This window comes from Bordetella petrii (assembly GCF_017356245.1).
GTDB classification, from domain to species: Bacteria; Pseudomonadota; Gammaproteobacteria; order Burkholderiales; family Burkholderiaceae_B; genus Bordetella_A; species Bordetella_A petrii_D.
Map to the genome: position 1 here is coordinate 1,269,220 of NZ_JAFMZZ010000001.1, position 22,200 is coordinate 1,291,419.

Genomic DNA, 22,200 nt, shown 5'->3' on the forward strand with positions numbered 1-22,200 from the left:
GGTGTGTGGGCGGAAGGGGGGTCAGAGAGAATTTTCCAGGGCGTCGACGATGTGCCGCAGCACCTGCACACGTGCATAGCGCTTGTCGTTGGACGGCACCACATGCCACGGCGCCTGGGCCGAATCGGTGCGCGCCAGCATGTCGTTGGCGGCGGCGGCGTATTCGCGCCATTTCTTGCGGTTGCGCCAGTCGTCGGCGGTGATCTTGAAATGCTTGAAAGGCGACTGCTGGCGCTCGCGGAAGCGTTCCAGCTGCACGTCGGGCGTGATGGCCAGCCAGAACTTCAGCACGATGGCGCCATGGCCGGCCAGCTGTTGCTCGAAGTCGTTGATCTCGGCATAGGCGCGGCGCCATTCGGCCGGCCGGGCCAGGCCCTCGACCCGCTCGACCAGCACCCGGCCGTACCAGGAACGGTCGAAGATGGCGATGCGGCCCTGCCGGGGCAGGCGGCGCCAGAAGCGCCACAGATAAGGCCGCGCCAGTTCGTGCGGGGCCGGCACGCTGATGGGGTTGATATCGTATTGCCGCGCGTCCAGCGCGTGGGTGACGCGGCGGATGGTGCCGCCCTTGCCGGCGGCATCCTGCCCTTCGAATACCAGCACCAGGCTGCGCTTGCGGAATGCGCCCGAGCGCGCCGCCTCGGCCAGCCGGCCCTGCAGCAGGCCCAGCACGGATTCGTAGTCGTCTTTGTCGATCCGCGCCTGGTAGTCGATGTCGTCGAGCCGGCGGGCCGGGCGCACCGGCTTGGGCGGCGGCCCGGCAAAGCCGGACACCACCCGCGGCGCGGCGCGCCGGCGCAGCGCCGCCAGCACGGCTTCGCTGCTGCGCACCGCGCGCAGGCGGTCGTCGGCGCTGGGGATGATGGTCCAGGGCGCATGGGCGCCATCGGTCAGGCCGATGGCCAGGCGGCCGGCGTCGCACAGCCGGTGGTATTTCTTGTGCACCTTGCGGTCGGCCCGGGTCACCTGCCAGGCGGTTTCGGGGCTGGCCAGCAGGCGCCGGGTGCGATCGGCCTGGGCCTGGGCCGACAGGTGAAACCACAGTTTGATGATCTGCACGCCCTCGGCCGCCAGCACGGCCTCGAAGCGGCGGATGGCCTCGACATGCGCCTCGACGTGCCGCCGGCGAGGCTTCTTGCGGGCCGCTTCGCGCAGCAGCGGCACATACCAGGACCCGAACACAATGCCGGTGCGGCCCTTGGCCGGCAGTTCGTTCCAGTAGCGCCACATCGGCGGCCGCTCGAGCTCATCGGCCTCGGGCGGCCCGAACGCCATGGTCTTGATGTGGCGCGGGTCCATCCATTCGTTCAGCAGGTTGATGGTGGCCCCCTTGCCGGCCCCGTCGATGCCGGCCACCACCACCAGCAGCGCCCGGTCGGCGCGCTCGAGCCGGCTGTACTGCGCCTTCAGCAGGGCCACGCGCAGGCGCGCTTCATGGGCTTCGTAGGCATCCTTGGACAGTGACGGGTCGGATTTCGCTTCGTCGAACATAAGGGGAGACGCGGTGCCGGGGGATGGAAGCCATAGTGCGGGATAGGTTCGGGAGGCGTCAAGTTTATTGGGCGTTCGGTTTTCGCATGCCACTGATCGAATGCCGAATGAAGCCGCGCAGGGCGGCTTCATTCGGCGGCCCTGCAAACTTTTTCTCTTGTTTTCAGGCGAGCCACCAGAATGCAAGAACCCATTTCGTCCCGGCGGCGTGGCAATTCATTGTTGAAGCCAGTTGTTGCGGCGGGGCGCGGTGGGGGTGGGGCGCCTCGGGGCCGAGCGAGGGAAACCGAAGGAGGCCGCAGGCCGACGAGGTTGACGAAGCGGTGTCGGCTGCGAAGGCGGCCGACCGGCCCCGTGAAGCCCCCCCCACCGCGCCCCGCCGCAACAACGCCTTAAAAAAAGAAGACCACTACCCCGGCGAGAAACCCGTTCACTCGCCAGAAACATCCGCCCCATATCCTTTGAGGCCGTCGAGGTCGAGCACCCGCACCGCCCCGTATTCCACCCTAAGCAGCCCCGCTTCTTCCAGCTTGCCCAGCGCCTGGTTGGCCCGCTGCCGCGATACGCGCGCCAGGTAGCCGACTTCTTCCTGGGTGATGGCCAGCCGCATCCCCATGCCGGGGTACAGCAGGGGGTTGAACAGTTCGGCCAGGCAGCGCGCCACGCGGGCGTCCGGGTCCAGCAGGCGGTCGTATTCAGCCTTGCCGATGAACTGCGCCACGCGCTCGTTCAGCTGGTGCAGCAGATAGCGGTTGAACGGAATGCTGGTGTCCAGCAGCCAGTCGAAGGTGGCCGCCGGCAGACGCGCCACGACCGAATCGCGCAGCGCCACCACATCGTACTTGCGCACCTCGCGCTTGAGCAGCGAGCCCTCGCCGATCCAGCCCCCGGCCGGCACGCCCGTCAGCGAGGCGACCTTGCCTTCGGCATTGCCCACCGATACCTTCACCAGGCCGGCCAGCACCCCGATCCATACCTGTGCGAGTTCGCCCTTGCGTTCTATGATCGTGCCAGCCTGCGCCGATTGCACCGCGATGTCCCGCTCGACGCGCGACTGCTGCGCGTCGGTCAAGACGCGGAACCAGGCCGCGGCAAGGTGCAGGGAATCGGCTAGCTGCATCGGGAATACCCTAAATGTTCCTGGAATGTCGCAATCATGACAGTCGGTCGCAACCCAACCTTATACCTTAACGCTGCCGTATATCGAAAATGAACTGGTCAAGGCCGCCCCGGTGCTCATGCCGCCAGCATGAGCGCCACACGGGGCGGCCCCCGAACCGGAGGAGACAACGTGGCGCACGCACAGCCTGCAACCGGCGTTTCGCCGGCCACGCCCGGCACCTTTCCCGGCCTGCTGCTGCAGCATGCCAGCGTACGCGGGACGCGGCCCGCCATACGCGAGAAAGACCTGGGCATCTGGCAAACCCTGACCTGGAGCGAAGTCGCGCACCATGTCCGGCTGGCCGCGCATGGCCTGGCCTCGCTGGGCATTGCTCCGGGCATGCACGTCGCCGTCATCGGCGAAAACCGCCCGCGCCTGTACATCGCCATGATGGCCGCGCAGGCGCTGGGGGCGATTCCCGTGCCCCTGTACCAGGACGCGGTGGCCCAGGAAATGGTCTACGTGCTGCAAGACGCCGGCATTACCGTGGCCGTGGTCGAAGACCAGGAACAGGTCGACAAGATGCTGGACGTGCGCGACCAGTGCCCGGCCCTGGCCCACGTCATCTACGACGATCCGCGCGGCATGCGCCACTACGCCGACCCCATGCTGCGCTCGTACGAGCAGCTCGAGGCCGCCGGCAGCGAGCACGCGCGGGCCCGGCCCGGTTTTTTCGACCAGGCCGTGGCCGCCGTGCAGCCGCACGATGCCGCCGCCATGTTCTATACGTCGGGCACCACCGGCAAGCCCAAGGGCGTGGTGCTGACCCACCATGCCCTGATCGATCGCGCGGTGGCCGTGGCCGCCATGGAACAGCTTACCGACCAGGAAGACGTGCTGGCCTACCTGCCGCCGGCCTGGATCGGCCAGAACATGTTCTCGTACACCCAGCTGCTGGTCAGCGGGTTCACGGTTAACCATCCCGAATCGCCCGATACCGTGTCGATCGACATGCGCGATATCGGGCCCACCTACTATTTCGCGCCGCCGCGCGTGCTCGAAGGCCTGCTCACGCACGTGATGATCCGCATGGAAGACGCCGGCCGCCTCAAGCGGCTCATGTTCCGCTCCTGCATGAACCTGGCGCGCCGGGTGGGCGTGCGCATCCTCGACGGCGAGCCGGTCGGCGCCTGGGACCGCTTCCGCTATGCGCTGGGCAATGTGCTGGTCTACGGCCCGCTGCGCAACGCCCTGGGCATGAGCCGCGTGCGCGTGGCCTATACGGCGGGCGAAGCCATCGGCCCGGACCTGTTCGTGTTCTACCGGTCCATCGGCATCAACCTGAAGCAGCTGTACGGGTCGACCGAAACCTCGGTGTTCGTGTGCGTGCAGCCCGATGGCCAGGTGCGCGACGACACCGTGGGGCCGCCGGTCAGCGGCGTCGAGATCCGCGTGGCCGACAACGGCGAGATCCTGGTCAAGAGCCCCGGCCTGTTCAAAGAGTATTACCGCAACCCGCAGGCCACCATCGAGGCCCGCGATGCCGACGGCTGGTTCCACACCGGCGACGCGGGCTATCTGGATACCGACGGGCAGTTGAAAATCATCGACCGCGCCAAAGACGTGGGCAAGCTGGCCGACGGCAGCCTGTTCGCGCCCAAGTACCTCGAAAACAAGCTGAAGTTCTTTCCGCACATCAAAGAAGCCGTGGCCTTTGGCGACGGCCGCGACCACGTCTGCGCGTTCATCAACATCGACCTCGAAGCCGTGGGCAACTGGGCCGAGCGCCGCGGCCTGCCCTACGCCGGCTACACCGACCTGGCGGGCAAAGACGAGGTCTACCAGCTGTTGGGCGAGTGCATCGAACAGATCAACGCCGACCTGGCGGGCGACCCGAAATTGTCCGCCTCGCAGATCTCGCGCTTCCTGATCCTGCACAAGGAACTGGACCCCGACGACGACGAACTGACCCGCACCCGCAAGGTGCGCCGCGCCTTCATCGCCCAGAAATACGGGGTGCTGATCGATGCGCTGTTCTCGGACCAGGCATCGCAATACATCGAGACCGAGGTGAAGTTCGAAGACGGACGCACCGGCAAGATTTCCGCCGACCTGAAAATCCGCGCGGCCAGGACTTTCCCTTCCATTACAGCCCGGGCCGCGTAGACATGAGCTCTCCAGACCGCGACCAGCGCATCGGCAAGGTCATGCTCGACCTGCAGAACATTTCCCTGTCGTTCGGCGGGGTAAAGGCGCTGACCGACATTTCGTTCAATGTGCGCGAGCACGAGATCCGCGCCATCATCGGCCCCAACGGCGCCGGCAAGAGCTCGATGCTGAACGTCATCAACGGCGTGTACACGCCGCAGCAGGGCGGCATCGAATTCGAAGGCAGGCGCTACACCCGCATGAACCCGCGCCGCGCCGCCGAGATGGGCATCGCGCGCACCTTCCAGAATCTGGCCCTGTTCAAGGGCATGAGCGTGCTCGACAACATCATGACCGGCCGCAACCTGCGCATGAAATGCGGCCTGCTGGCGCAGGCCCTGCGCTGGGGTCCGGCCGAGCGCGAAGAAATCCGCCACCGCGAGTTCGTCGAGAACATCATCGATTTCCTGGAAATCCAGGCGTATCGCAAGACGCCCGTGGGCCGACTGCCCTACGGCCTGCAAAAGCGCGTCGACCTGGGCCGCGCGCTGGCCATGGAGCCGCGCCTGCTGCTGCTCGACGAGCCCATGGCGGGCATGAACATCGAAGAAAAGCAAGACATGAGCCGCTTCATCCTGGACGTGAACGACGAGTTCGGCACCACCATCGTGCTCATCGAGCACGACATGGGCGTGGTGATGGACATCTCCGACCGTGTGGTGGTGCTGGATTACGGCAAGAAAATCGGCGACGGCAAGCCCGACGAGGTACGCGCCAACGAGGCCGTCATCCAGGCTTACCTGGGCGTGGCGCACTAGAACGCAAGGCGGAAAACAAATGGGATTTTTCCTGGAAACCCTGTTCGGCGGCCTGATGAGCGGCATGCTGTACGCCCTGATCGGCCTGGGCTTCGTGCTGATCTTCAAGGCCTCGGGCGTATTCAACTTCGCCCAGGGCGCCATGGTGCTGGTGGCGGCGCTGTCCATGGCGCGCTTTTCCGAATGGATCCCGGCCTGGCTGGGCTTCGAAAACCTGCTGCTGGCCAATGTGCTGGCGTTCATCGTCAGTGCCGTGCTGATGTTCCTGCTGGCCGTGGCGGTCGAGCGCTTCGTGCTGCGCCACCTGGTCAACCAGGAAGTCACCACGCTGCTGATGGCCACGCTGGGCATCAGCTACTTTCTTGACGGCCTGGGCCAGATCGCCTTCGGCAGTTCGGTCTACAGCATCGACGTGGGCATGCCCAAAGATCCGGCCTTCATCCTGGAATCGATGTTCGAGGGCGGCGTGCTGATCAACCTGGAAGACCTGACCGCCGCCGTGGTGGCCGCCCTGCTGGTGGCCGCGCTGGCGCTGTTCTTCCAGTACACCAGCACCGGCCGGGCGCTGCGTGCGGTGGCCGACGACCACCAGGCCGCGCAGTCCATCGGCATTCCGCTCAACCGCATCTGGGTCATCGTCTGGAGCGTGGCGGGGCTGGTGGCGCTGGTGGCCGGCATTATCTGGGGGTCGAAGTTCGGCGTGCAGTTCACCCTGTCCACCGCCGCCCTGCGCGCGCTGCCGGTGGTGATCCTGGGCGGGCTCACCTCGGTGCCGGGCGCCATCCTGGGCGGCCTGATCATCGGCGTGGGCGAAAAGCTGTCCGAAGTCTACCTGGGCTCGCTGGTGGGCGGCGGCATCGAAATCTGGTTCGCCTATGTGCTGGCGCTCGTGTTCCTGCTGTTCCGTCCGCAAGGGCTGTTCGGCGAGAAAATCATCGACCGGGTCTAAGGGAGCCTGACCATGTTCTATCGCGAAAACGGCCAGTTCAAGACCGGCTATCGCGCCGACCAGCAGATCTTCCCGATCCGCCAGGACCGCCTGTTCATCGGCCTGCTGCTGGCGGTGGCTTTCGTGGCGGTGCCCCTGCTGGCCAGTGACTACCTGCTGCGCGCCATCCTCATTCCGTTCCTGATCCTGGCGCTGGCCGCCGTGGGCCTGAACATCCTGGTGGGCTATTGCGGCCAGATCTCGCTGGGCACCGGCGCCTTCATGGCGGTGGGCGCCTATGCGGCATGGAACTTCGGCGTGCGCTTCCCGGGCATGCCGCTGGTGGTGCAGATTCTGCTGGGCGGCTGCTTCGCCACCCTGGTGGGCGTGCTGTTCGGCATTCCCAGCCTGCGCATCCGCGGCCTGTACCTGGCCGTGGCCACGCTGGCGGCGCAGTTCTTCGTCGACTGGGCGTTCCTGCGCATCGCGTTCTTCACCAATTATTCCTCGTCGGGCAGCGTCTCGGTGCCGCCCCTGACGGCATTCGGCCTGCCGGTGCACACCTCGCTGCAGCGCTACCTGTTCGTGCTGGTGTTCGTGGCGGTGTTCTCGCTGCTGGCCAAGAACCTGGTGCGCGGCGCCATCGGCCGGCAATGGATGGCCATCCGCGACATGGACGTGGCCGCCGCCGTGATCGGCATCCGCCCCATGTACGCCAAGCTCACCGCGTTCGCGGTCAGCTCGTTCATCGTGGGCGTGGCCGGCGCGCTGTGGGGCTATATCCACCTGGGCTCGTGGGAACCTCTGGCCTTCGACCTGGCCCGCTCGTTCCAGCTGCTGTTCATGGTGATCATCGGCGGGCTGGGCTCCATCATGGGCGGCTTCTTCGGCGCGGCGTTCATCGTGCTGGTGCCGGTGGCGCTGACCAACGTGCCGCACTGGCTGGGGCTGCCGCTGTCGGTGGACACCGCCGCGCACATCGAGCACATGGTGTTCGGCGCCCTGATCGTGTTCTTCCTGATCGCCGAGCCGCACGGGCTGGCCCGCCTGTGGAGCATCGGCAAAGAAAAGCTGCGCATCTGGCCTTTCCCCCATTGATTCCCGGCCGCCATGCCGGCATGAGCGGCATGGCGGCCATTTCGTCTACCCGGCTCCAGACCGGGCCAATCCCGGTGTCAATCACACCAAGCAGGAGGTAAATGGAGATGAAGCGTCTTAACCTGAAGTGGGCAGCGGCCATCGTGGCCGCCACCGGCGCCCTGGCCTCGGCCGCCGCGCCGGCGCTGGCGGACGAAGAACAATTCGTTCCGCTCTTGGTGTACCGCACCGGCTCGTTCGCGCCGCTGGGCATCCCGTGGGCCGACGGCAAGCTCGACTACCTGAAACTGGTCAACGCGCGCGACGGCGGCGTCAACGGCGTGAAGATCACGTACGAAGAATGCGAAACCGCCTACGCCACCGACCGCGGCGTGGAATGCTACGAACGCCTGAAGTCCAAGGGCGGCGGCGCGTCGGGCTTCGACACCCAATCCACCGGCGTCACCTTCGCGGTGTCCGACAAGGCCATCGTCGACAAGGTCTCGGTCGAGACCATGGGCTACGGCCTGTCGCAATCGGTGGACGGCACCGTGTTCGAATGGAACTTCCCGCTGCTGGGCACCTACTGGACCGCCGCCGACGTGATGATCCAGGACATCGCCAAGAAAGAAGGCGGCATCGACAAGCTCAAGGGCAAGAAGATCGCCCTGGTCTACCATGACTCGCCCTACGGCAAGGAACCGATCCCGCTGCTGCAGAAGCGCGCCGAGCAGGCGGGCTTCGAGCTGCTGCTGTATCCGGTGACCGCGCCCGGCGTCGAGCAGAAATCCACCTGGCTGCAGATCCGCCAGTCGCGGCCCAGCTACGTGCTGCTGTGGAGCGCCGGCATCATGACGCCCACCGCCATCCGCCAGGCCCAGGCCAGCGGCTACCCGCGCGACAAGATGTACGCCATCTGGTGGGCCGGCTCGGAAGGCGACGTCAAAGACCTGGGCACGGTCGCCAAGGGCTACAACACCATCACCATCCACAACAGCGCGGCGCACGGCAAGGTCTATGACGACCTGAAGAAATACGTGTACGACAAGGGCCAGGGCAGCGATGCCTCGGGCAACACCACGCTGGGCACCATCGCGCACACGCGCGGCATGATGATCTCGATGCTGCAGGTGGAAGCCATCCGCACCGCGCAGGAAAAGTTCGGCAAGGGCAAGCACATGACGCCGGAACAGGTGCGCTGGGGCTTCGAGAACCTGAACATCACCCAGGAACGCCTGAACGAGCTGGGCTTCGGCGACATCATGCGGCCGGTCAAGACCTCGTGCAGCAACCACATGGGCGACGACTGGGCGCGCATCGCGCAGTGGGACGGCAAGCAGTTCAAGGTGGTGTCCGACTGGTACCAGGCCGACAAGTCGGTAACCGGCCCGCTGGTGAAGGAAGCCGCGGCCAAGTACGCCAAAGAGAAGAACATCACGCCCCGCAAGTGCGAAGGCTGATGTGAACCGGCCGCCGGCGCCGCGCGCGCCGGCGGCCACCGCGCGCAGGAACTGCCATGACCGCTGCCACCGCTGTCCAACCCGACCCGATGCTGCTCGATGTGAACGGCATCGAGGTCATCTACAACCACGTCATCCTGGTGCTCAAGGGCGTGTCGCTGCAAGTGCCCGAGGGCCGCATCGTGGCGCTGCTGGGCGCCAACGGCGCCGGCAAGACCACCACGCTGCGCGCGGTGTCGAACCTGCTCAAGGGCGAGCGCGGCGACGTTACCAAGGGCTATATCCAGTACCGGGGCCAGCGCATCGAGAAGCTGTCGCCGGCCGAGCTGGTGCGGCGCGGCGTGGTGCAGGTCATGGAGGGCCGCCATTGCTTCGCCCACCTGACCATCGAAGAAAACCTGCTGACCGGCGCCTACACCCGCGACCTGAACCGCGGCGACACGGCGGCGGCGCTCGAACGCGTTTACCAGTATTTTCCGCGCCTGAAGCAGCGGCGCAGCAGCCAGGCCGGCTACACGTCGGGCGGCGAACAGCAAATGACCGCCATCGGCCGGGCGCTGATGGCCAACCCCAACATGATCCTGCTCGACGAACCGTCGATGGGGCTGGCGCCGCAGATCGTCGAGGAAATCTTCGAGATCGTGCGCGACCTGAACCAGCGCGAGCGGGTCAGCTTTCTGCTCGCCGAGCAGAACACCAACATCGCGCTGCGCTATGCCGACTACGGCTACATCCTGGAAAACGGCCGCGTCATGATGGACGGCGCGGCGGCCGACCTGGGGCGCAACGAAGACGTCAAGGAGTTCTACCTGGGCATTTCCAGCGGCGAGCGCAAGAGCTTTCGCGACAATAAATTCTACCGGCGCCGCAAGCGCTGGCTGGCCTGATTTCCACGGCCCGTATCCCGCCCACCCTGCATCCCGAAGAGTGCGATCTCATGCCTGCGTTTTTTGATGCACTGGAAACCCGCGCACCCGAGCAGCGCGAACGCGACCTGATGGCGGCGCTGCCCGGCGCCTTGACACGCGCCATGGCGGGCGCCGAGGCCATCGCCGAGCAGCTGCGCGGCGTCGATCCGCGCGGCGTGGCCTCGCGCCAGGCCCTGGCCGGCCTGCCGGTGCTGCGCAAGCACGAACTGCTGGAACGCCAGCAGCGCAGCCGCGCGGGCGCCGGCCCGGCCGGCGCCGCCAAGGCTTTCGGCGGGTTCTCCACCATCGGCTGGGGCCAGGCCCTGCGCGTGTTCGCCTCGCCCGGCCCCATCTACGAACCCGAGAGCGCGCGCGCCGATTACTGGCGCTTCGCCCGCGCCCTGTATGCGGCCGGCTTCCGGCCCGGCGAGCTGGCCTACAACTGTTTTTCGTACCATTTCACGCCGGCCGGCTCGATGATGGAAACCGCGGCCCACGCGGTGGGCTGCACGGTGTTTCCGGGCGGCACCGGCCAGACCGAGCAACAGGTGCGCGCCATTGCCGACCTGGCGCCCAGCGGCTACACGGGCACGCCCAGCTTCCTGAAAATCATCCTGGAAAAGGCCGACGAACTGGGCGTGCGGCTGCCGTCGCTGCGGCGCGCGCTGGTGTCGGGCGAGGCCTTCCCGCCGTCGCTGCGCGACTGGCTGGCGGCGCGCGGCATCGACGGCTACCAGGCCTACGGCAGCGCCGACCTGGGCATGATCGCCTTTGAAACCGATGCGCGCGAAGGCCTGGTGGTGGGCGAGGACATCATCCTGGAAATCGTGCGGCCCGGCACCGGCACGCCGGTGCCCGACGGCGAGGTCGGCGAAGTGGTGGTTACCACGCTGAACCCGGATTACCCGCTGGTGCGCTTCGGCACCGGCGACCTGTCGGCCATCATGCCGGGCGCGTCGCCCTGCGGCCGCACCAATATCCGCATCAAGGGCTGGATGGGCCGCGCCGACCAGACCACCAAGGTGCGCGGCATGTTCGTGCACCCGTCGCAGGTGGCCGAGGTGCTGGCGCGCCATCCCGAGATCGGTCGGGCGCGCCTGGTGGTCAGCGGCCAGACCGGCACCGACCGCATGGTGCTGCAGGTCGAGGCGCGCGAGCATTCCGATGCGCTGGCAGGCCGTATTGCCGAATCGGTGCGCGACATCACCAAGCTGCGCGTGGACGTACAGTGGGCCGGCACGGGCAGCCTGCCCAACGACGGCAAGGTTATCGACGACGTGCGGTCGTACGAGTAGCCGGCCAGGTGTCAGGCTCCCGGCAGGGTGCCTGACACCGTGCCGTTGAGACAGTCGCTGCATACTTCGGTGTCTGGCACCTGAGGAGCCAGACACCTGGCCGCGCGTCAGCTCAGGCCGCTGCTGGCCAGGCGCACTGCCAGGGCGGCCATCACGGCGGCGATGATTCCGTCCAGCACGCGCCAGGCGCGCGGGTCGGCGAACCAGGGCGCGAACAGGCGCGAACCTATGCCCAGCACGGCCAGCCACAGCAGGCTGGCGGTCAGGGCGCCGGCGGCGAAGGCCAGGCGCGCGTTGTCGAAGCTGTGCGCCAGCGAGCCCACCACCATGATGTCCAGCCAGAAGTGCGGGTTCAGCAGGGTGAAGCCGGCCGCGCCCAGCAGCGCCGCGCGGCGCGAGGGAACGGCATGCTGTGCCGCCCGCAGGCCGCCCTGGGCGCGCAAGGCGCGGCGTGCCGACTGCAGCGCGTACCACCCCAGGAAGGCCACGCCGAACCACAGGATGGCGTGTGTCAGCCACGGGAACCAGCTGGCCACGGCCTGCAGGCCCCACACGCTGGCGAAGATGAATACCGCGTCGATGGCCGCGCACAGGGCCAGGATGCTGAGCAGGTGCGCGCGCATCAGCCCCTGCCGCAGGATGAACGCGCTTTGCGCGCCCACGACGGCGAACAGCCCCAGGCCGGTGGCGGTGCCACTGGCCCAGGCGGTGAACAGGGCGGGAAATGAAGCGAGCGAGAACATCCTGAAGCAGTCCGGAAAAAAACGGCGCCGCGGCAAACCGCCGCGGCCAGGAACGCATTCTGGCTTGTCTGGTTGATGAAATACAGCTAATTTTATTTAACCTGATTAAGTACAGCTAAATATATGAAAATCGACCATGGCAACCTGCGGGCCCTGGCCGCGGTGGTGCGCGAAGGCAGCTTCGAGCGCGCCGCGGCGGCGCTGAACGTGACGCCGTCGGCCGTGTCGCAGCGGGTGAAGACGCTGGAAGCCCGCATGGGCCGGCTGCTGGTGCAGCGCACGGTGCCGGCCGCCGCCACGCCGGACGGGCAGGTGCTGGTGCAGCTGGCCGAACAGACCGCGCTGCTGGAGCACGACGCGCTGGACCGCCTGGGGCTGGAAGGCGACACGCTGCCGCATGCCAGCCTGGCGGTGGCGGTGAACCACGACAGCCTGGAAACCTGGTTCATGGACGCCGCCCGGCTGTTCGCCGCCCGCACGCGGGCCACGCTGGACCTGCAGTCCGAAGACCAGGACCACACCGCCGCGCTGCTGCGCAACGGCTCGGTGCTGGGCGCGGTGACGGCGCTGGCCGATCCGGTGCAGGGCTGCCGCATCCACGCCCTGGGCAGCATGCGCTATGTGGCCAGCTGCACGCCCGAGTTCCACGCCCGGCACTTCGCCCAGGGAGTCAACGCGCGCACGCTGGCCAGCGCGCCGGTGCTGGTGTTCAACCGCAAAGATGCGCTGCAGGCGCGCTTCGCACGCAAGGTCATGGGCGGCGCGCCGTGGCAGCCGCCGGTGTGGTGGCTGCCCTCGTCGCGCGCTTTCGTGCAGGCCACGCTGGACGGCCTGGGCTGGACCATGAACCCCTTGCCGCTGATCAAGCAGGAACTCGATTCCGGGCGCCTGGTGCCGCTGCGCGCGCGGGCCGCGGAAGACGTGCCGCTCTATTGGCAGCACTGGCGAGTAAACTCGCAGGCTATGGAAGCCTTGACCCAGTCGGTCCTGGCGGCCGCCGGCAGCCTGGTCCGGCGGCGTTAACCAGCCGGGCTCGATCGTGGGCCGGCAGCATCGGAGGTGTCCTCATGAAATTCCGTCAATGGGCGCTGGCAGCGGCGCTGGGCCTGTGCGCCGCCACCTCGGCCTGGGCCGGCGACTACAAGGTCGGCCAGGTCGAGGTCGACGACCTCTGGGTGCGCGCCACGGCGCCGGGCCAGGCCAACGGCGCCGGCTACATGGAAATCGACAATGGCGCCAAGACGGCCGACCGGCTGCTGTCGGTCTCCTCCAACGCGGCAGAGCGGGTCGAACTGCACACGGTGCAAACCGAGAACGGCGTGGCGCGCATGCGCCACCTGCCCGACGGCGTTCCCGTGCCGGCCGACGGCGACGTCAAGTTGGCCCCGGGCGGCTACCACGTGATGTTCCTGAAGCTGAAACAGCCTTTCGCCGAAGGCGCCGAAGTGCCGGCCACGCTGAAGTTCGAGAAAGCCGGCGAAGTCGCCGTGAAGTTCAAGGTCAAGCCCATTGGCCACAATGCCGGCATGCAGCACGGCATGAACATGAAGCACTGAGCCATCGCCGGGTGTCAGGCTCCGCAGGCGCCTGACACTGTACGACCGAGGCAGTCGTGGCACACATCGGTGTCAGGCACCCGCGGAGCCTGACACCCGCCCTTGTCTTCAGCCTTGCGCCGTATAGTCCCGCGCCCCGAAGATGGCGCTGCCCACCCGCACCTCGGTGGCGCCTTCTTCGATGGCGATCTCGAAATCGCCGCTCATGCCCATCGACAGCCGGTCCAGCCGCACGCCGGGAATGGCTTCGTCCCGCAGCCGGTCGCGCAGTTCGCGCAGCGCGCGAAAGCAGGCGCGCACGGCTTCGGTGTCGTCGGACTGCACCGCCAGCGTCATCAGCCCCTGCACCCGCAGCGCCGGGCATTGGTCGGCCACGATGCGCAGGAAGCCGGATACAGCCTGGATGTCCAGGCCCTGCTTGCTGGGCTCGGGCGAGGTCTTCACCTGCACCAGCACGTCAATCGAGCGGCCCTCGGCCTGCAGCCGGCGCTGCAGCGCATAGGCCAGGTCCAGGCGGTCGAGCGACTGCACTTCGGCGGCATCGCGCGCGGCGTCCTTGGCCTTGTTGGTCTGCAGGTGGCCGATCATCACCCATTGGATGCCCAGGTCGGCCAGCGGGCCGGCCTTCTGGCGGATTTCCTGGGTCTTGTTCTCGCCGAAGCGGCGCAGGCCCAGCGCGGCCGCTTCGCGCACCGCCTGCGGCCCGAACGTCTTGCTGACCGGCAGCAGCGCCACGCTGCCCGGCGCGCGGCCGGACCGCGCGCAGGCCGCGTCGATGCGCTGCCGCACCCGGGCCACGCGCGCCGCCATGGAGTCGTCGGAACTCATGCTTGTGGGGGATTCCATACAAAAACGCCATCATAATCGCCGCCCGCGGGCCCGGCCGGCCACAACCGCCGGCCGCGCGTTGACCGCCCCTGGGGGCAGGCATAGAATCAACTGGCATTTGCTTATATTTCAAGGTTTTATGCCGTCCCGCGGCCTGGCACCGCGCCGATGCTCTCTTCCCTTCTTGCCGGCTCCGCCTTCCATCATGTCTTCCGCAGCACCCCGCTACGCCTTCGCCGCCCCCTTCCAGACGCCCGCCGCCTCGCCCATTCGCTCCCTCATGTCGTACGCCATGCGGCCGGGCAGCATTTCCATGGCCGGCGGCTACCCCGCCCAGGAGCTGTTCGACATCGACGGCCTCACCACCGCGTCGAACCAGGTGCTGGCCCGGCTGGGCGCCTGCCTGCAGTATTCCAACATCGACGGGCAGGCCAGCCTGCGCGCCGAGCTGGCGCGCCTTACTGCCGAACGCGGGCTGGCCTGCGACCCCGACACCGAGCTCGCCGTCACCGGCGGTTCGCAGCAGGCGCTGGCGCTGGTCAGCCGGGTGATGCTGCAGCCGGGCGACCACGCCTTCATCGAAAGCCCGGCGTTTCCCAATTCGGTGCAGGCGCTGCGCTACACCGGCGCCACGGTGCACCCGGTGGCCTCCGGCCCGGAAGGCATCGATATCGACGCGCTGGACGACATGGCCGCGCGGCTCAAGCCCAAGGTCGTCTGCGTGGTGGCGTCGTTCTCGAACCCGTGCGGCGCCACCATCAGCCGGCAGCGCCGCCTGCGCCTGCTCGAACTGGCCGTGAAGCACCAGTTCCTGATCGTCGAAGACGACCCCTACGGCGAACTGCGCTTCGCGGGCGAGCAAGTGCCGCCCATTGCCGCGCTGGCCGAGGGCGAGGCGCGCCACTGGGCGGTGTACATCTCGACCATGTCCAAGACCATGGCGCCGGCCCTGCGCATCGGCTGGCTGGTGGCCCCGGCCGAGGTGCGCCGCCGCTGCGTGGGCGCCAAGGCGGCCGACGACATGGCGTCGTCGGCCTGGATACAGGAAGTGGTGGCGCAGTACCTGGCCAACGGCCGCTACCAGCAGCACGTGCCGCGCATCCGCGCCGCCTACGGCGCGCGCTGCGACGCGCTGGCGCAGGCGCTGGTCCAGTACCTGGACGGCCGCGTCACGTTCCGCAAGCCCGAAGGCGGCATGTTCTTCTGGGTGCGCCTGAACGGCGAGGCCGATGCCACGCGGCTGCTGCCCTATGCCATCGAACAGGGCGTGGTCTATGTGCCCGGCAAGGCGTTCTACGCCGACCCGCAGCAGGCCGACCTGAACGCCATGCGCATGTCGTTCGCCACCATGAACGAAGGCCTGATCATCCAGGGCATCGAGCGCCTGGCCCGGGCGCTGGACGCCTGCGAGGCCAATGCGCCGGTGTCGGTGTCGCTGGCGGCCTGAACCGGGCCGCCGCGGCCGCGGCGCGGGCTAGCGCTTGCGCCGGTACAACAGCGATATCTTCGCGAAGGCAATCTGCAGTTCGCGCGTGCCGCCCTGGAACACCACCGGGCGGCCGCGCTGCGTGAACACCACCAGCCGCTTCGAGAACATCAGCGGCACGAACTTGGCGAACTGGATTTCCTGCCAGGCGACTTCGCGCCGGGTGATCCAGGTTTGGCGCAGGCCGGTTTCATCGATGGTGGTGATGGATTTCTGCATGTGCCACGACACCAGCACCAGCCCCAGGAAGCACAGCACCACAATGCCCGTCAGCACGCCGCTGACCTGCCCGGGCGGCAGGCGGATGGCCGATGACACGATCTGCACGCCGATGATGGCCAGGATGATCCAGGCCAGGATGCGCACCCAGTCGGGCCAGGCCTGGCCCGATAGCGGCAGCGGGCCGATTTCGCGCAGCAGCGCGTCGCGTTCGTCCGTGGAAGGAGGGTTGAAGATCGAGTTCATGGCGGACGGGTTCCCCGGTGGCGCAGCGCGGGCAGTCGCCGGATGGCCCTGCCTGGCGCGCATTCTACGTGGCTTTGGCGCTCTGGCGGCGCGTTCAGGCGGCGCGCTTGGCCGCCACCGCATTGCCCGCCCGGCTGCCGCCCTTGCGGTTCAGGTGGGCCGACATCCATTGGCCGATGTCGACCACGGCGTCGAAATCGACCCCGGTATCGATGTCCAGGCCGCGCAGCATGTACAGCACGTCTTCGGTGGCCACGTTGCCGGTGGCGCCCTTGGCGTACGGGCAGCCGCCCAGGCCGGCCACCGACGTGTGGAAGATGCTGATGCCGGTTTCGAGCGCGGCCAGGATGTTGGCCAGGGCCTGGCCGTAGGTGTCGTGGAAATGCCCGGACACGCGGCCCGGGTCGACCACCCGGGTCACCGCCGCCATGACGTCGCGCACGCGCTGCGGCGTGCCCACGCCGATGGTGTCGGCCACGTCGATTTCGTCACAGCCCAGCGCCACATAGCGGCGCGCGACGTCCACCACCGCTTCGATGGGCACTTCGCCCTGGTACGGGCAGCCCAGCGCGCAGCTGATGCTGCCGCGCAGCCGCACGCCCGCGGCGCGCGCGGCCTGGGCCACGGGCTCGAAGCGGGCGATCGATTCGGCGATGGAGCAGTTGATGTTCTTCTGCGAAAACGCTTCGCTGGCCGCGCCGAAGATCACGACCTCGTCGGCCTTGGCCGCCAGCGCGCCTTCCAGGCCCTTCATGTTGGGGGTCAGCACCGAATAGATGACGCCGGGCTTGCGCTCGATGCGCGCCATGACATCGGCGGCGTCGGCCATCTGCGGCACCCATTTGGGCGACACGAACGACGTGGCCTCGATGTTGGGAAAACCGGCGGCGGTCAGGCGGTCGACCAGCTCTACCTTGATATCGGTGGAGATCAGTTCTTTTTCGTTCTGCAGGCCGTCGCGGGGCGAAACCTCGACGATCTTGACGCGGGAGGGCAGCGGCATGTCTCTTCCTGTAGTGATGGGCGCCGCGCCGGAGCGCGCGCGGGAATGCGGATATTCATAATAGTAGCCCTGCCGGGCCGCCGGGCCGCTACTTCAGGCGCTGGAACCGCCCGCCATCGAGCCGGGCCACGCGGCCGGCCAGCTCGAGCTCGAGCAATTGCGCGTTCAGCGCGGCGATGTCGAGCCCGGTGCGCGCTTGCAAGGCATCCAGGTGCAGCGGATCGTAGCCCAGCGCCCGCAGCAGCGGCGTGTCGGCTTCGGCCGGCGCGCCGGCGGCCGGTTCGCCGCGGCGCGGGGCCGGCTGGCCGCCGCCCAGTTCGTCGGTGATGTCTTGCGCGGTTTCGACCAGCTTGGCGCCCTGGCGGATCAGGGCATGGCAGCCGCGCGACAGCGGCGAATGGATCGAGCCCGGGATGGCGAAGACCTCGCGGCCGCTTTCGCCGGCCAGCCGCGCCGTGATCAGCGAGCCGCTCTGGCGCGCGGCCTCGACCACCAGCACCCCGCGCGCCAGCCCCGCCACCAGGCGGTTGCGACGCGGAAAGTGATGCGGCAGCGCGCCCATGCCCAGCGGCAGCTCGGATACCAGGGCGCCCTGCCCGGCAATGCGGTGGGCCAGGTCGCGGTGGCGCGCCGGATACACGCGGTCGATGCCGGTGCCCATGACGGCCACGGTGCCCGCGCCTTCGGGGCCGGCCAGCAGCGCCCCTTCGTGCGCGGCCGCGTCGATGCCCTGCGCCAGGCCGCTGACCACGCACCAGCCATGGCCGGCCAGGTGGCGGGCGAACGCGCGGGCGTTGTCGCAGCCGCCCGGCGTGGCGCTGCGCGCGCCCACCACCGCCAGGGCCGGCAGGCTCAGCCGCGCCGGATCGCCGTTGACATACAGCAGGATGGGCGGGTCGGCGATGGTGAGCAGGCTTTGCGGATAGGCCGGGTCGGCCAGGGTCAGCACGTGGCGCCCGGGCTGGTCGACCCACTGCAGGCTGCGGTCGATTTGGGCCTGCATGTCGGCGGGGGGCGGCGCCGCCAGCTGGCGCGCCAGATCTTGCGGCACGTGGCGGGCCAGGGCCGCGGCGCCCAGGGCGTAGATCTGCTCGGGCAGGCCCAGCGCCGACAGCAGCGGATAGGCGCTGGCGGGGCCCAGCCCGGGCTCCAGCGACAGGCGCAGCCAGGCGGACAGTTCGGCGTGGGAATGCGTAAGCGGCATGGTTCGGACAGGGGCCTTGCGAGGGTCCGCTAGTGTCGCACGGCCCGCGCGCCGCACGGGCGGCGGCGCGACCAAAAGCGCCCGCCCGGGCGGCGCGGCAATGGCCGAATTAGCCGAAAACTATTAGAAATCAAGCTTCTAATGAATTATCATTAAGTCACTAGTGACTATTTAGCTTTTTGCTCGCCATGGCTTTGCTTCCCATCCTTCATTATCCCGATCCGCGCCTGCACAAGAAGGCCAAGCCGGTCGCGGTGGTGGACGACCGTATCCGGAAGCTGGTGCGCGACATGGCCGACACCATGTACGAAGCGCCGGGCGTCGGCCTGGCCGCCACGCAGGTCGACGTGCACGAACGCGTGGTCGTCATCGACGTTTCCGAAGAAGGCAACGAACTGCGCGTGCTGATCAACCCCGAGATCACCTGGAAAAGCGACGAGCGCCAGACTTACGAAGAAGGCTGCCTGTCGGTGCCGGGCATCTACGACGAGGTCGAACGATCGGCGCGCATCCGTTTCAAGGCGCTGGACATCGACGGCAAGCCGTACGAAGCCGACGCGGAAGGGCTGCTGGCCGTGTGCGTGCAGCATGAGCTCGACCACCTCGACGGCAAAGTGTTCGTCGAATACCTGTCCAGCCTGAAGCAGAACCGCATCAAGACCAAGCTGAAGAAGGCCGAGCGCGAAGCGCTGCGAGCCTGATCCCCATGCGCCTGGTTTTTGCCGGAACGCCGGAATTCGCCCGCGTCGCGCTCGACGCCCTGCTGGCCGCAGGCCATGACATCCCGCTGGTGCTGACCCAGCCCGACCGGCCCGCCGGCCGCGGCCTGAAGCTGACGCCCAGCCCGGTCAAGCAGGCCGCCCTGGCGGCCGGCATTGCGGTGGCCCAGCCCCGCAGCCTGCGGCTGGACGGGCGCTACCCCGACGATGCCGCGCAGGCCCAGGCACAGCTGCGGCAGGCGGCGCCCGACATCATGGTGGTGGCCGCCTACGGCCTGATCCTGCCGGCCTGGACCCTGGCGCTGCCGCCGCGCGGCTGCCTGAACATCCACGCCAGCCTGCTGCCGCGCTGGCGCGGCGCCGCCCCCATCCAGCGCGCCATCGAGGCCGGCGACACGCAAACCGGCGTCACCATCATGCAGATGGACGAAGGCCTGGACACCGGCGACATGCTGCTGGAACACCGCGTGCCCATCGGCGCCGCGGACACCGCCGCGCAATTGCACGACGCGCTGGCCGCCGCCGGCGGACAGGCCATTGTGCAGGCCCTGGCGGCCTTGCAGGCGGGCGGCCTGCCGGCGCGGCCGCAGCCGGCCGACGGCGTTACCTATGCCGCCAAGCTGGACAAGGCCGAGGCCGCGCTCGACTGCGCGCAGCCCGCCGCGCAGCTGGCCCGGCGCGTGCGCGCGTTCAACCCGGTGCCCGGCGCCACGCTGCGCCTGCCGGGCCTGGACGATCCGGTCAAGGTATGGCGCGCGCAGGCCCTGGAAGCGCCGGCGGCCGCGGCGCCGGGCAGCGTGCTGCGGGCCGGCGCCGACGGCATCGACATCGCCACCGGCGCGGGCGTGCTGCGCCTGCTCGAACTGCAGAAGGCCGGCGGCAAGCGCCAGCCGGTGGACGTGTTCGTGCGCGGCTGGCAGCTTCCGGGCTGATTGCCAGGTGTCTGACTCCCGCAGGGTGTCGGACACCGTACGATTGAGACGGCTGCGGTTTACAGCGGTGTCAGGCACCTGGCGGAGCCTGACACCTGGGCCAAACGTTGTTTTTCGCCTTAAGGTAGCGCCAGGGGTGTCTGGCGCGGCGTGGCGCCGGTGCGGGCCCTGTGCCCCTCAATACAAAGTGTCGCGCACTCGTCCCGGCAGTGCCCGGTCGTATGCCTGGCCGTCGATGGTGCCGGCGCTCAGGTCGGCCAGCATGCGGCCCGTGCTGGGCAGGCTGGCGCGTTCGATTTGCCGGGCCGGGTCCCACAGCGCCGAGCGCACCAGTGCGCGCGAGCACTGGAAAAACACGGTTTCCACGTCAATGACCAGCACCGAACGCGGCGGCTTGTCGTGCATGGCGAAGCGCGCCAGCAGGGCCGGATCGGTGCTGATGCCGGCGCGCCCGTTCACCCGCAGGGTCTCGCCCACGCCGGGCACCAGGAACAGCAGCGCCACGCGCGGGTCGGCCAGGATGTTGCGCAGGCTGTCGATACGGTTGTTGCCGCGCCGGTCTGGAATCAGCAGGGTCTTGTCGTCGGCCACGGTCACGAAGCCGGCCGGGTCGCCGCGCGGCGACGCGTCCAGTCCGTCGGGCCCCACGGTGGCCAGCACGACGAAGGGCGCCGCCTCGATGAAGGCGCGGTAGTGCGGATGCACGTGGTCCGTTTCCTTCATGACCGAGGCCTGGCTGGGCTGGCCATACAGCGCTTGCAGGGCGGCGGGGTCAGTAATGCGATGGGTGTCGTCGAGGGGCATGCTCAGGCTCGGGTCAGGGCGGCCGGCAGGTCGGCCACGGTCAGGATGATTTCGTCGGGCGCGTGGGTGCGCAGTGCGTCGACGTGGTTGTAGCCCCAGGCGACGGCAGCCGCGCGCACGCCGGCCTTGCGCGCGGCGTCGATGTCGCGCATTTCGTCGCCCACCAGCACGCAGCGCTGCGGCGCCACCCGGTGCCGCGCCAGCAGCCGCTTCAGCTTGGCCGCCTTGCCGAACATGTCGGTGCCGCATTCAAAGTCGTCGAACCATTCGGTGGCCCGCGGCCCCAGCACCCGCTGCACATTGGCAGCCGAATTCGAGCTCACCACCGCCAGCCGCAGGCCGGCGGCGCGCAGCTGCGTCAGCGCCTCGGCCATGCCGCCGAACAGCTGCACGCGCGGATCGACCTCGCGCATCAGCTGGCGCACGTGCGCCATGATGGCCGGCATTTTCCACATGGGAATGCCCAGTATCTTCAGGATGTCGTGCGCGCCGTGGTGGCGCAGCCGGGCCCGTTCTGCCGGGCCCGCCTTGCGAAAGCCGTATTTGTCGGCCACGCCGTCCAGGATGGACTCGAACCAGGGCAGGGTGTCGGCCAGGGTGCCGTCGAAGTCGAATGCCGCCAGGTCGTATTTCAAGCGGTGCCGTCCACCGGGTAGGCATCGCGGTCGGCGCGGCGGATCCAGTGCATGACCGGGGCCAGCGCCTCGATGGGGGGCGCGCTGCCCACCAGGCGCTGCGCGTCGGTCCAGGGGTAGGGCAGCCCCGTCAGCCAGGCGAACACCGCCGGCGCCGTGTCGGGCGGCAGGCTCAGCATGGTTTCGATGGTGATCGTCAGCCGGCGCGCCAGGTGGGGCGTGGACTGGAATTCCCATTCGTAGCTGCCGCAGCCCACGCGCACCTGGCCGCTGGCTTTTTCGGTCATGCCCACGAACCAGTCACAGGTGTAGTCGGACAGCACCGCGTCTTCGCCCGGGTGGGCCAGATAGAAGGTGAACACGTTCTCGTAGGTCTGGCCGAACGTGCGCACCATGGCCTCGGTAATGGCATCGCGGCCGCGCGCTTCGGGCGGGAAGGCGATGGCCTGGGTGCGCAGCGTCATCTTCAGCACCGCGTCGGCGGCGAAGGCGCGCGCCATATAAAGCGGGCGGTTTTCGTCCTTGGCGTGCAGGTAATTGCGCATCAAGGACGCCGTACTGGCTGGGGTGACCGTGGCTGTGGGCATGGCGGAAGTAC

At 68.3% G+C, this 22,200-nt stretch carries 22 protein-coding genes; 12 read left to right on the forward strand and 10 right to left on the reverse strand.

Annotation, left to right across the window (positions count from 1 at the left end):
* Positions 1-21 precede the first annotated feature (21 nt).
* Together pap and J2P76_RS06165 are read right to left on the reverse strand one after the other, a co-directional pair.
* Positions 22-1,491: a polyphosphate:AMP phosphotransferase gene (gene pap, locus J2P76_RS06160; protein ID WP_207405332.1), complete on the reverse strand. Its 1,470-nt coding sequence runs from the start codon at positions 1,489-1,491 to the stop codon at positions 22-24.
* A gap of 430 nt (positions 1,492-1,921) precedes the next feature.
* Entirely contained in the window at positions 1,922-2,611 is a 690-nt protein-coding gene (locus J2P76_RS06165) for a Crp/Fnr family transcriptional regulator (protein ID WP_207405334.1), read from the reverse strand.
* Between the two features lie 129 nt (positions 2,612-2,740).
* Here J2P76_RS06165 and J2P76_RS06170 point away from each other — a divergent pair, with 129 nt between their 5' ends.
* The 7 genes from J2P76_RS06170 (at position 2,741) to J2P76_RS06200 (ending at position 11,227) form a co-directional block, all read left to right on the forward strand.
* A complete protein-coding gene (locus J2P76_RS06170) occupies positions 2,741-4,759 on the forward strand; it encodes an AMP-dependent synthetase/ligase (RefSeq protein ID WP_207405336.1) in 2,019 nt (672 codons plus the stop codon).
* A 2-nt stretch (positions 4,760-4,761) separates the two neighbouring features.
* Positions 4,762-5,559 carry an ABC transporter ATP-binding protein gene (locus tag J2P76_RS06175; RefSeq protein WP_207405338.1) on the forward strand — a complete coding sequence of 266 codons (798 nt, stop codon included), beginning with the start codon at positions 4,762-4,764 and terminating at the stop codon, positions 5,557-5,559.
* Positions 5,560-5,578: 19 nt separating this feature from the next.
* A complete protein-coding gene (locus J2P76_RS06180; RefSeq protein ID WP_207405340.1) occupies positions 5,579-6,508 on the forward strand; it encodes a branched-chain amino acid ABC transporter permease in 930 nt (309 codons plus the stop codon).
* Positions 6,509-6,520: 12 nt separating this feature from the next.
* Entirely contained in the window at positions 6,521-7,585 is a 1,065-nt protein-coding gene (locus J2P76_RS06185; RefSeq protein WP_207405342.1) for a branched-chain amino acid ABC transporter permease, read from the forward strand.
* 101 nt (positions 7,586-7,686) lie between these two features.
* Positions 7,687-9,024: an ABC transporter substrate-binding protein gene (locus tag J2P76_RS06190; RefSeq protein ID WP_207405344.1), complete on the forward strand. Its 1,338-nt coding sequence runs from the start codon at positions 7,687-7,689 to the stop codon at positions 9,022-9,024.
* Positions 9,025-9,080: 56 nt separating this feature from the next.
* Positions 9,081-9,911 (forward strand): ABC transporter ATP-binding protein, encoded by an 831-nt coding sequence (locus J2P76_RS06195; protein WP_207405346.1) that lies wholly within the window; start codon positions 9,081-9,083, stop codon positions 9,909-9,911.
* A gap of 50 nt (positions 9,912-9,961) precedes the next feature.
* Positions 9,962-11,227, forward strand: a complete 1,266-nt coding sequence (locus J2P76_RS06200; protein ID WP_207405348.1) for a phenylacetate--CoA ligase family protein — start codon at positions 9,962-9,964, stop codon at positions 11,225-11,227.
* Between the two features lie 107 nt (positions 11,228-11,334).
* On the opposite strand, the gene J2P76_RS06205 is transcribed toward J2P76_RS06200, so the two are convergent.
* Positions 11,335-11,970: a LysE/ArgO family amino acid transporter gene (locus J2P76_RS06205; protein ID WP_207405350.1), complete on the reverse strand. Its 636-nt coding sequence runs from the start codon at positions 11,968-11,970 to the stop codon at positions 11,335-11,337.
* Positions 11,971-12,093: 123 nt separating this feature from the next.
* On the opposite strand from J2P76_RS06205, the gene J2P76_RS06210 reads away from it, so the two are divergent.
* Positions 12,094-12,993: a LysR family transcriptional regulator ArgP gene (locus J2P76_RS06210; protein WP_207405352.1), complete on the forward strand. Its 900-nt coding sequence runs from the start codon at positions 12,094-12,096 to the stop codon at positions 12,991-12,993.
* Between the two features lie 44 nt (positions 12,994-13,037).
* Positions 13,038-13,526 carry a copper chaperone PCu(A)C gene (locus J2P76_RS06215; protein WP_207405354.1) on the forward strand — a complete coding sequence of 163 codons (489 nt, stop codon included), beginning with the start codon at positions 13,038-13,040 and terminating at the stop codon, positions 13,524-13,526.
* 108 nt (positions 13,527-13,634) lie between these two features.
* On the opposite strand, the gene J2P76_RS06220 is transcribed toward J2P76_RS06215, so the two are convergent.
* A complete protein-coding gene (locus J2P76_RS06220) occupies positions 13,635-14,354 on the reverse strand; it encodes a YggS family pyridoxal phosphate-dependent enzyme (RefSeq protein ID WP_207405356.1) in 720 nt (239 codons plus the stop codon).
* Positions 14,355-14,559: 205 nt separating this feature from the next.
* Between J2P76_RS06220 and J2P76_RS06225 the strand changes: the two genes are divergently transcribed.
* Positions 14,560-15,801, forward strand: a complete 1,242-nt coding sequence (locus J2P76_RS06225) for a PLP-dependent aminotransferase family protein (protein ID WP_207405358.1) — start codon at positions 14,560-14,562, stop codon at positions 15,799-15,801.
* A 27-nt stretch (positions 15,802-15,828) separates the two neighbouring features.
* Here the strand turns inward: J2P76_RS06225 and J2P76_RS06230 are convergent, their stop codons facing one another.
* The 3 genes from J2P76_RS06230 to dprA form a co-directional block, all read right to left on the reverse strand.
* Entirely contained in the window at positions 15,829-16,305 is a 477-nt protein-coding gene (locus J2P76_RS06230) for a hypothetical protein (RefSeq protein ID WP_207405360.1), read from the reverse strand.
* A 94-nt stretch (positions 16,306-16,399) separates the two neighbouring features.
* Complete coding sequence (locus J2P76_RS06235; RefSeq protein WP_207405362.1) at positions 16,400-17,308, reverse strand: hydroxymethylglutaryl-CoA lyase; 909 nt, start codon at positions 17,306-17,308, stop codon at positions 16,400-16,402.
* Between the two features lie 88 nt (positions 17,309-17,396).
* On the reverse strand, positions 17,397-18,512 hold the full coding sequence (dprA, locus tag J2P76_RS06240) for a DNA-processing protein DprA (RefSeq protein WP_207405364.1): 1,116 nt from the start codon (positions 18,510-18,512) through the stop codon (positions 17,397-17,399).
* A gap of 188 nt (positions 18,513-18,700) precedes the next feature.
* On the opposite strand from dprA, the gene def reads away from it, so the two are divergent.
* Together def and fmt are read left to right on the forward strand one after the other, a co-directional pair.
* The gene (def, locus tag J2P76_RS06245; RefSeq protein ID WP_207405366.1) at positions 18,701-19,213 is read left to right on the forward strand and encodes a peptide deformylase; all 513 of its coding nucleotides are present in this window, start codon (positions 18,701-18,703) and stop codon (positions 19,211-19,213) included.
* A 5-nt stretch (positions 19,214-19,218) separates the two neighbouring features.
* Positions 19,219-20,163 (forward strand): methionyl-tRNA formyltransferase, encoded by a 945-nt coding sequence (gene fmt, locus J2P76_RS06250; RefSeq protein ID WP_207405368.1) that lies wholly within the window; start codon positions 19,219-19,221, stop codon positions 20,161-20,163.
* A gap of 177 nt (positions 20,164-20,340) precedes the next feature.
* On the opposite strand, the gene J2P76_RS06255 is transcribed toward fmt, so the two are convergent.
* The 3 genes from J2P76_RS06255 to J2P76_RS06265 are packed head-to-tail and all read right to left on the reverse strand — an operon-like array spanning position 20,341 to position 22,189.
* A complete protein-coding gene (locus J2P76_RS06255) occupies positions 20,341-20,967 on the reverse strand; it encodes a pyridoxamine 5'-phosphate oxidase family protein (RefSeq protein WP_207405370.1) in 627 nt (208 codons plus the stop codon).
* A gap of 2 nt (positions 20,968-20,969) precedes the next feature.
* Positions 20,970-21,602 carry an HAD-IA family hydrolase gene (locus J2P76_RS06260; RefSeq protein ID WP_207405372.1) on the reverse strand — a complete coding sequence of 211 codons (633 nt, stop codon included), beginning with the start codon at positions 21,600-21,602 and terminating at the stop codon, positions 20,970-20,972.
* Complete coding sequence (locus J2P76_RS06265; protein WP_207405375.1) at positions 21,599-22,189, reverse strand: hypothetical protein; 591 nt, start codon at positions 22,187-22,189, stop codon at positions 21,599-21,601. Before J2P76_RS06265 ends, J2P76_RS06260 begins: the two co-directional genes overlap by 4 nt.
* Positions 22,190-22,200: the final 11 nt, after the last annotated feature.

Bases quoted from the DNA above. Each gene is read 5' to 3' on its own strand.
- pap (WP_207405332.1), bottom strand. From the start codon at position 1,491: ATGTTCGACGAAGCGAAATCCGACCCGTCACTGTCCAAGGATGCCTAC.
- J2P76_RS06165 (WP_207405334.1), bottom strand. From the start codon at position 2,611: ATGCAGCTAGCCGATTCCCTGCACCTTGCCGCGGCCTGGTTCCGCGTC.
- J2P76_RS06170 (WP_207405336.1), top strand. From the start codon at position 2,741: ATGAGCGCCACACGGGGCGGCCCCCGAACCGGAGGAGACAACGTGGCG.
- J2P76_RS06175 (WP_207405338.1), top strand. From the start codon at position 4,762: ATGAGCTCTCCAGACCGCGACCAGCGCATCGGCAAGGTCATGCTCGAC.
- J2P76_RS06180 (WP_207405340.1), top strand. From the start codon at position 5,579: ATGGGATTTTTCCTGGAAACCCTGTTCGGCGGCCTGATGAGCGGCATG.
- J2P76_RS06185 (WP_207405342.1), top strand. From the start codon at position 6,521: ATGTTCTATCGCGAAAACGGCCAGTTCAAGACCGGCTATCGCGCCGAC.
- J2P76_RS06190 (WP_207405344.1), top strand. From the start codon at position 7,687: ATGGAGATGAAGCGTCTTAACCTGAAGTGGGCAGCGGCCATCGTGGCC.
- J2P76_RS06195 (WP_207405346.1), top strand. From the start codon at position 9,081: ATGACCGCTGCCACCGCTGTCCAACCCGACCCGATGCTGCTCGATGTG.
- J2P76_RS06200 (WP_207405348.1), top strand. From the start codon at position 9,962: ATGCCTGCGTTTTTTGATGCACTGGAAACCCGCGCACCCGAGCAGCGC.
- J2P76_RS06205 (WP_207405350.1), bottom strand. From the start codon at position 11,970: ATGTTCTCGCTCGCTTCATTTCCCGCCCTGTTCACCGCCTGGGCCAGT.
- J2P76_RS06210 (WP_207405352.1), top strand. From the start codon at position 12,094: ATGAAAATCGACCATGGCAACCTGCGGGCCCTGGCCGCGGTGGTGCGC.
- J2P76_RS06215 (WP_207405354.1), top strand. From the start codon at position 13,038: ATGAAATTCCGTCAATGGGCGCTGGCAGCGGCGCTGGGCCTGTGCGCC.
- J2P76_RS06220 (WP_207405356.1), bottom strand. From the start codon at position 14,354: ATGAGTTCCGACGACTCCATGGCGGCGCGCGTGGCCCGGGTGCGGCAG.
- J2P76_RS06225 (WP_207405358.1), top strand. From the start codon at position 14,560: ATGTCTTCCGCAGCACCCCGCTACGCCTTCGCCGCCCCCTTCCAGACG.
- J2P76_RS06230 (WP_207405360.1), bottom strand. From the start codon at position 16,305: ATGAACTCGATCTTCAACCCTCCTTCCACGGACGAACGCGACGCGCTG.
- J2P76_RS06235 (WP_207405362.1), bottom strand. From the start codon at position 17,308: ATGCCGCTGCCCTCCCGCGTCAAGATCGTCGAGGTTTCGCCCCGCGAC.
- dprA (WP_207405364.1), bottom strand. From the start codon at position 18,512: ATGCCGCTTACGCATTCCCACGCCGAACTGTCCGCCTGGCTGCGCCTG.
- def (WP_207405366.1), top strand. From the start codon at position 18,701: ATGGCTTTGCTTCCCATCCTTCATTATCCCGATCCGCGCCTGCACAAG.
- fmt (WP_207405368.1), top strand. From the start codon at position 19,219: ATGCGCCTGGTTTTTGCCGGAACGCCGGAATTCGCCCGCGTCGCGCTC.
- J2P76_RS06255 (WP_207405370.1), bottom strand. From the start codon at position 20,967: ATGCCCCTCGACGACACCCATCGCATTACTGACCCCGCCGCCCTGCAA.
- J2P76_RS06265 (WP_207405375.1), bottom strand. From the start codon at position 22,189: ATGCCCACAGCCACGGTCACCCCAGCCAGTACGGCGTCCTTGATGCGC.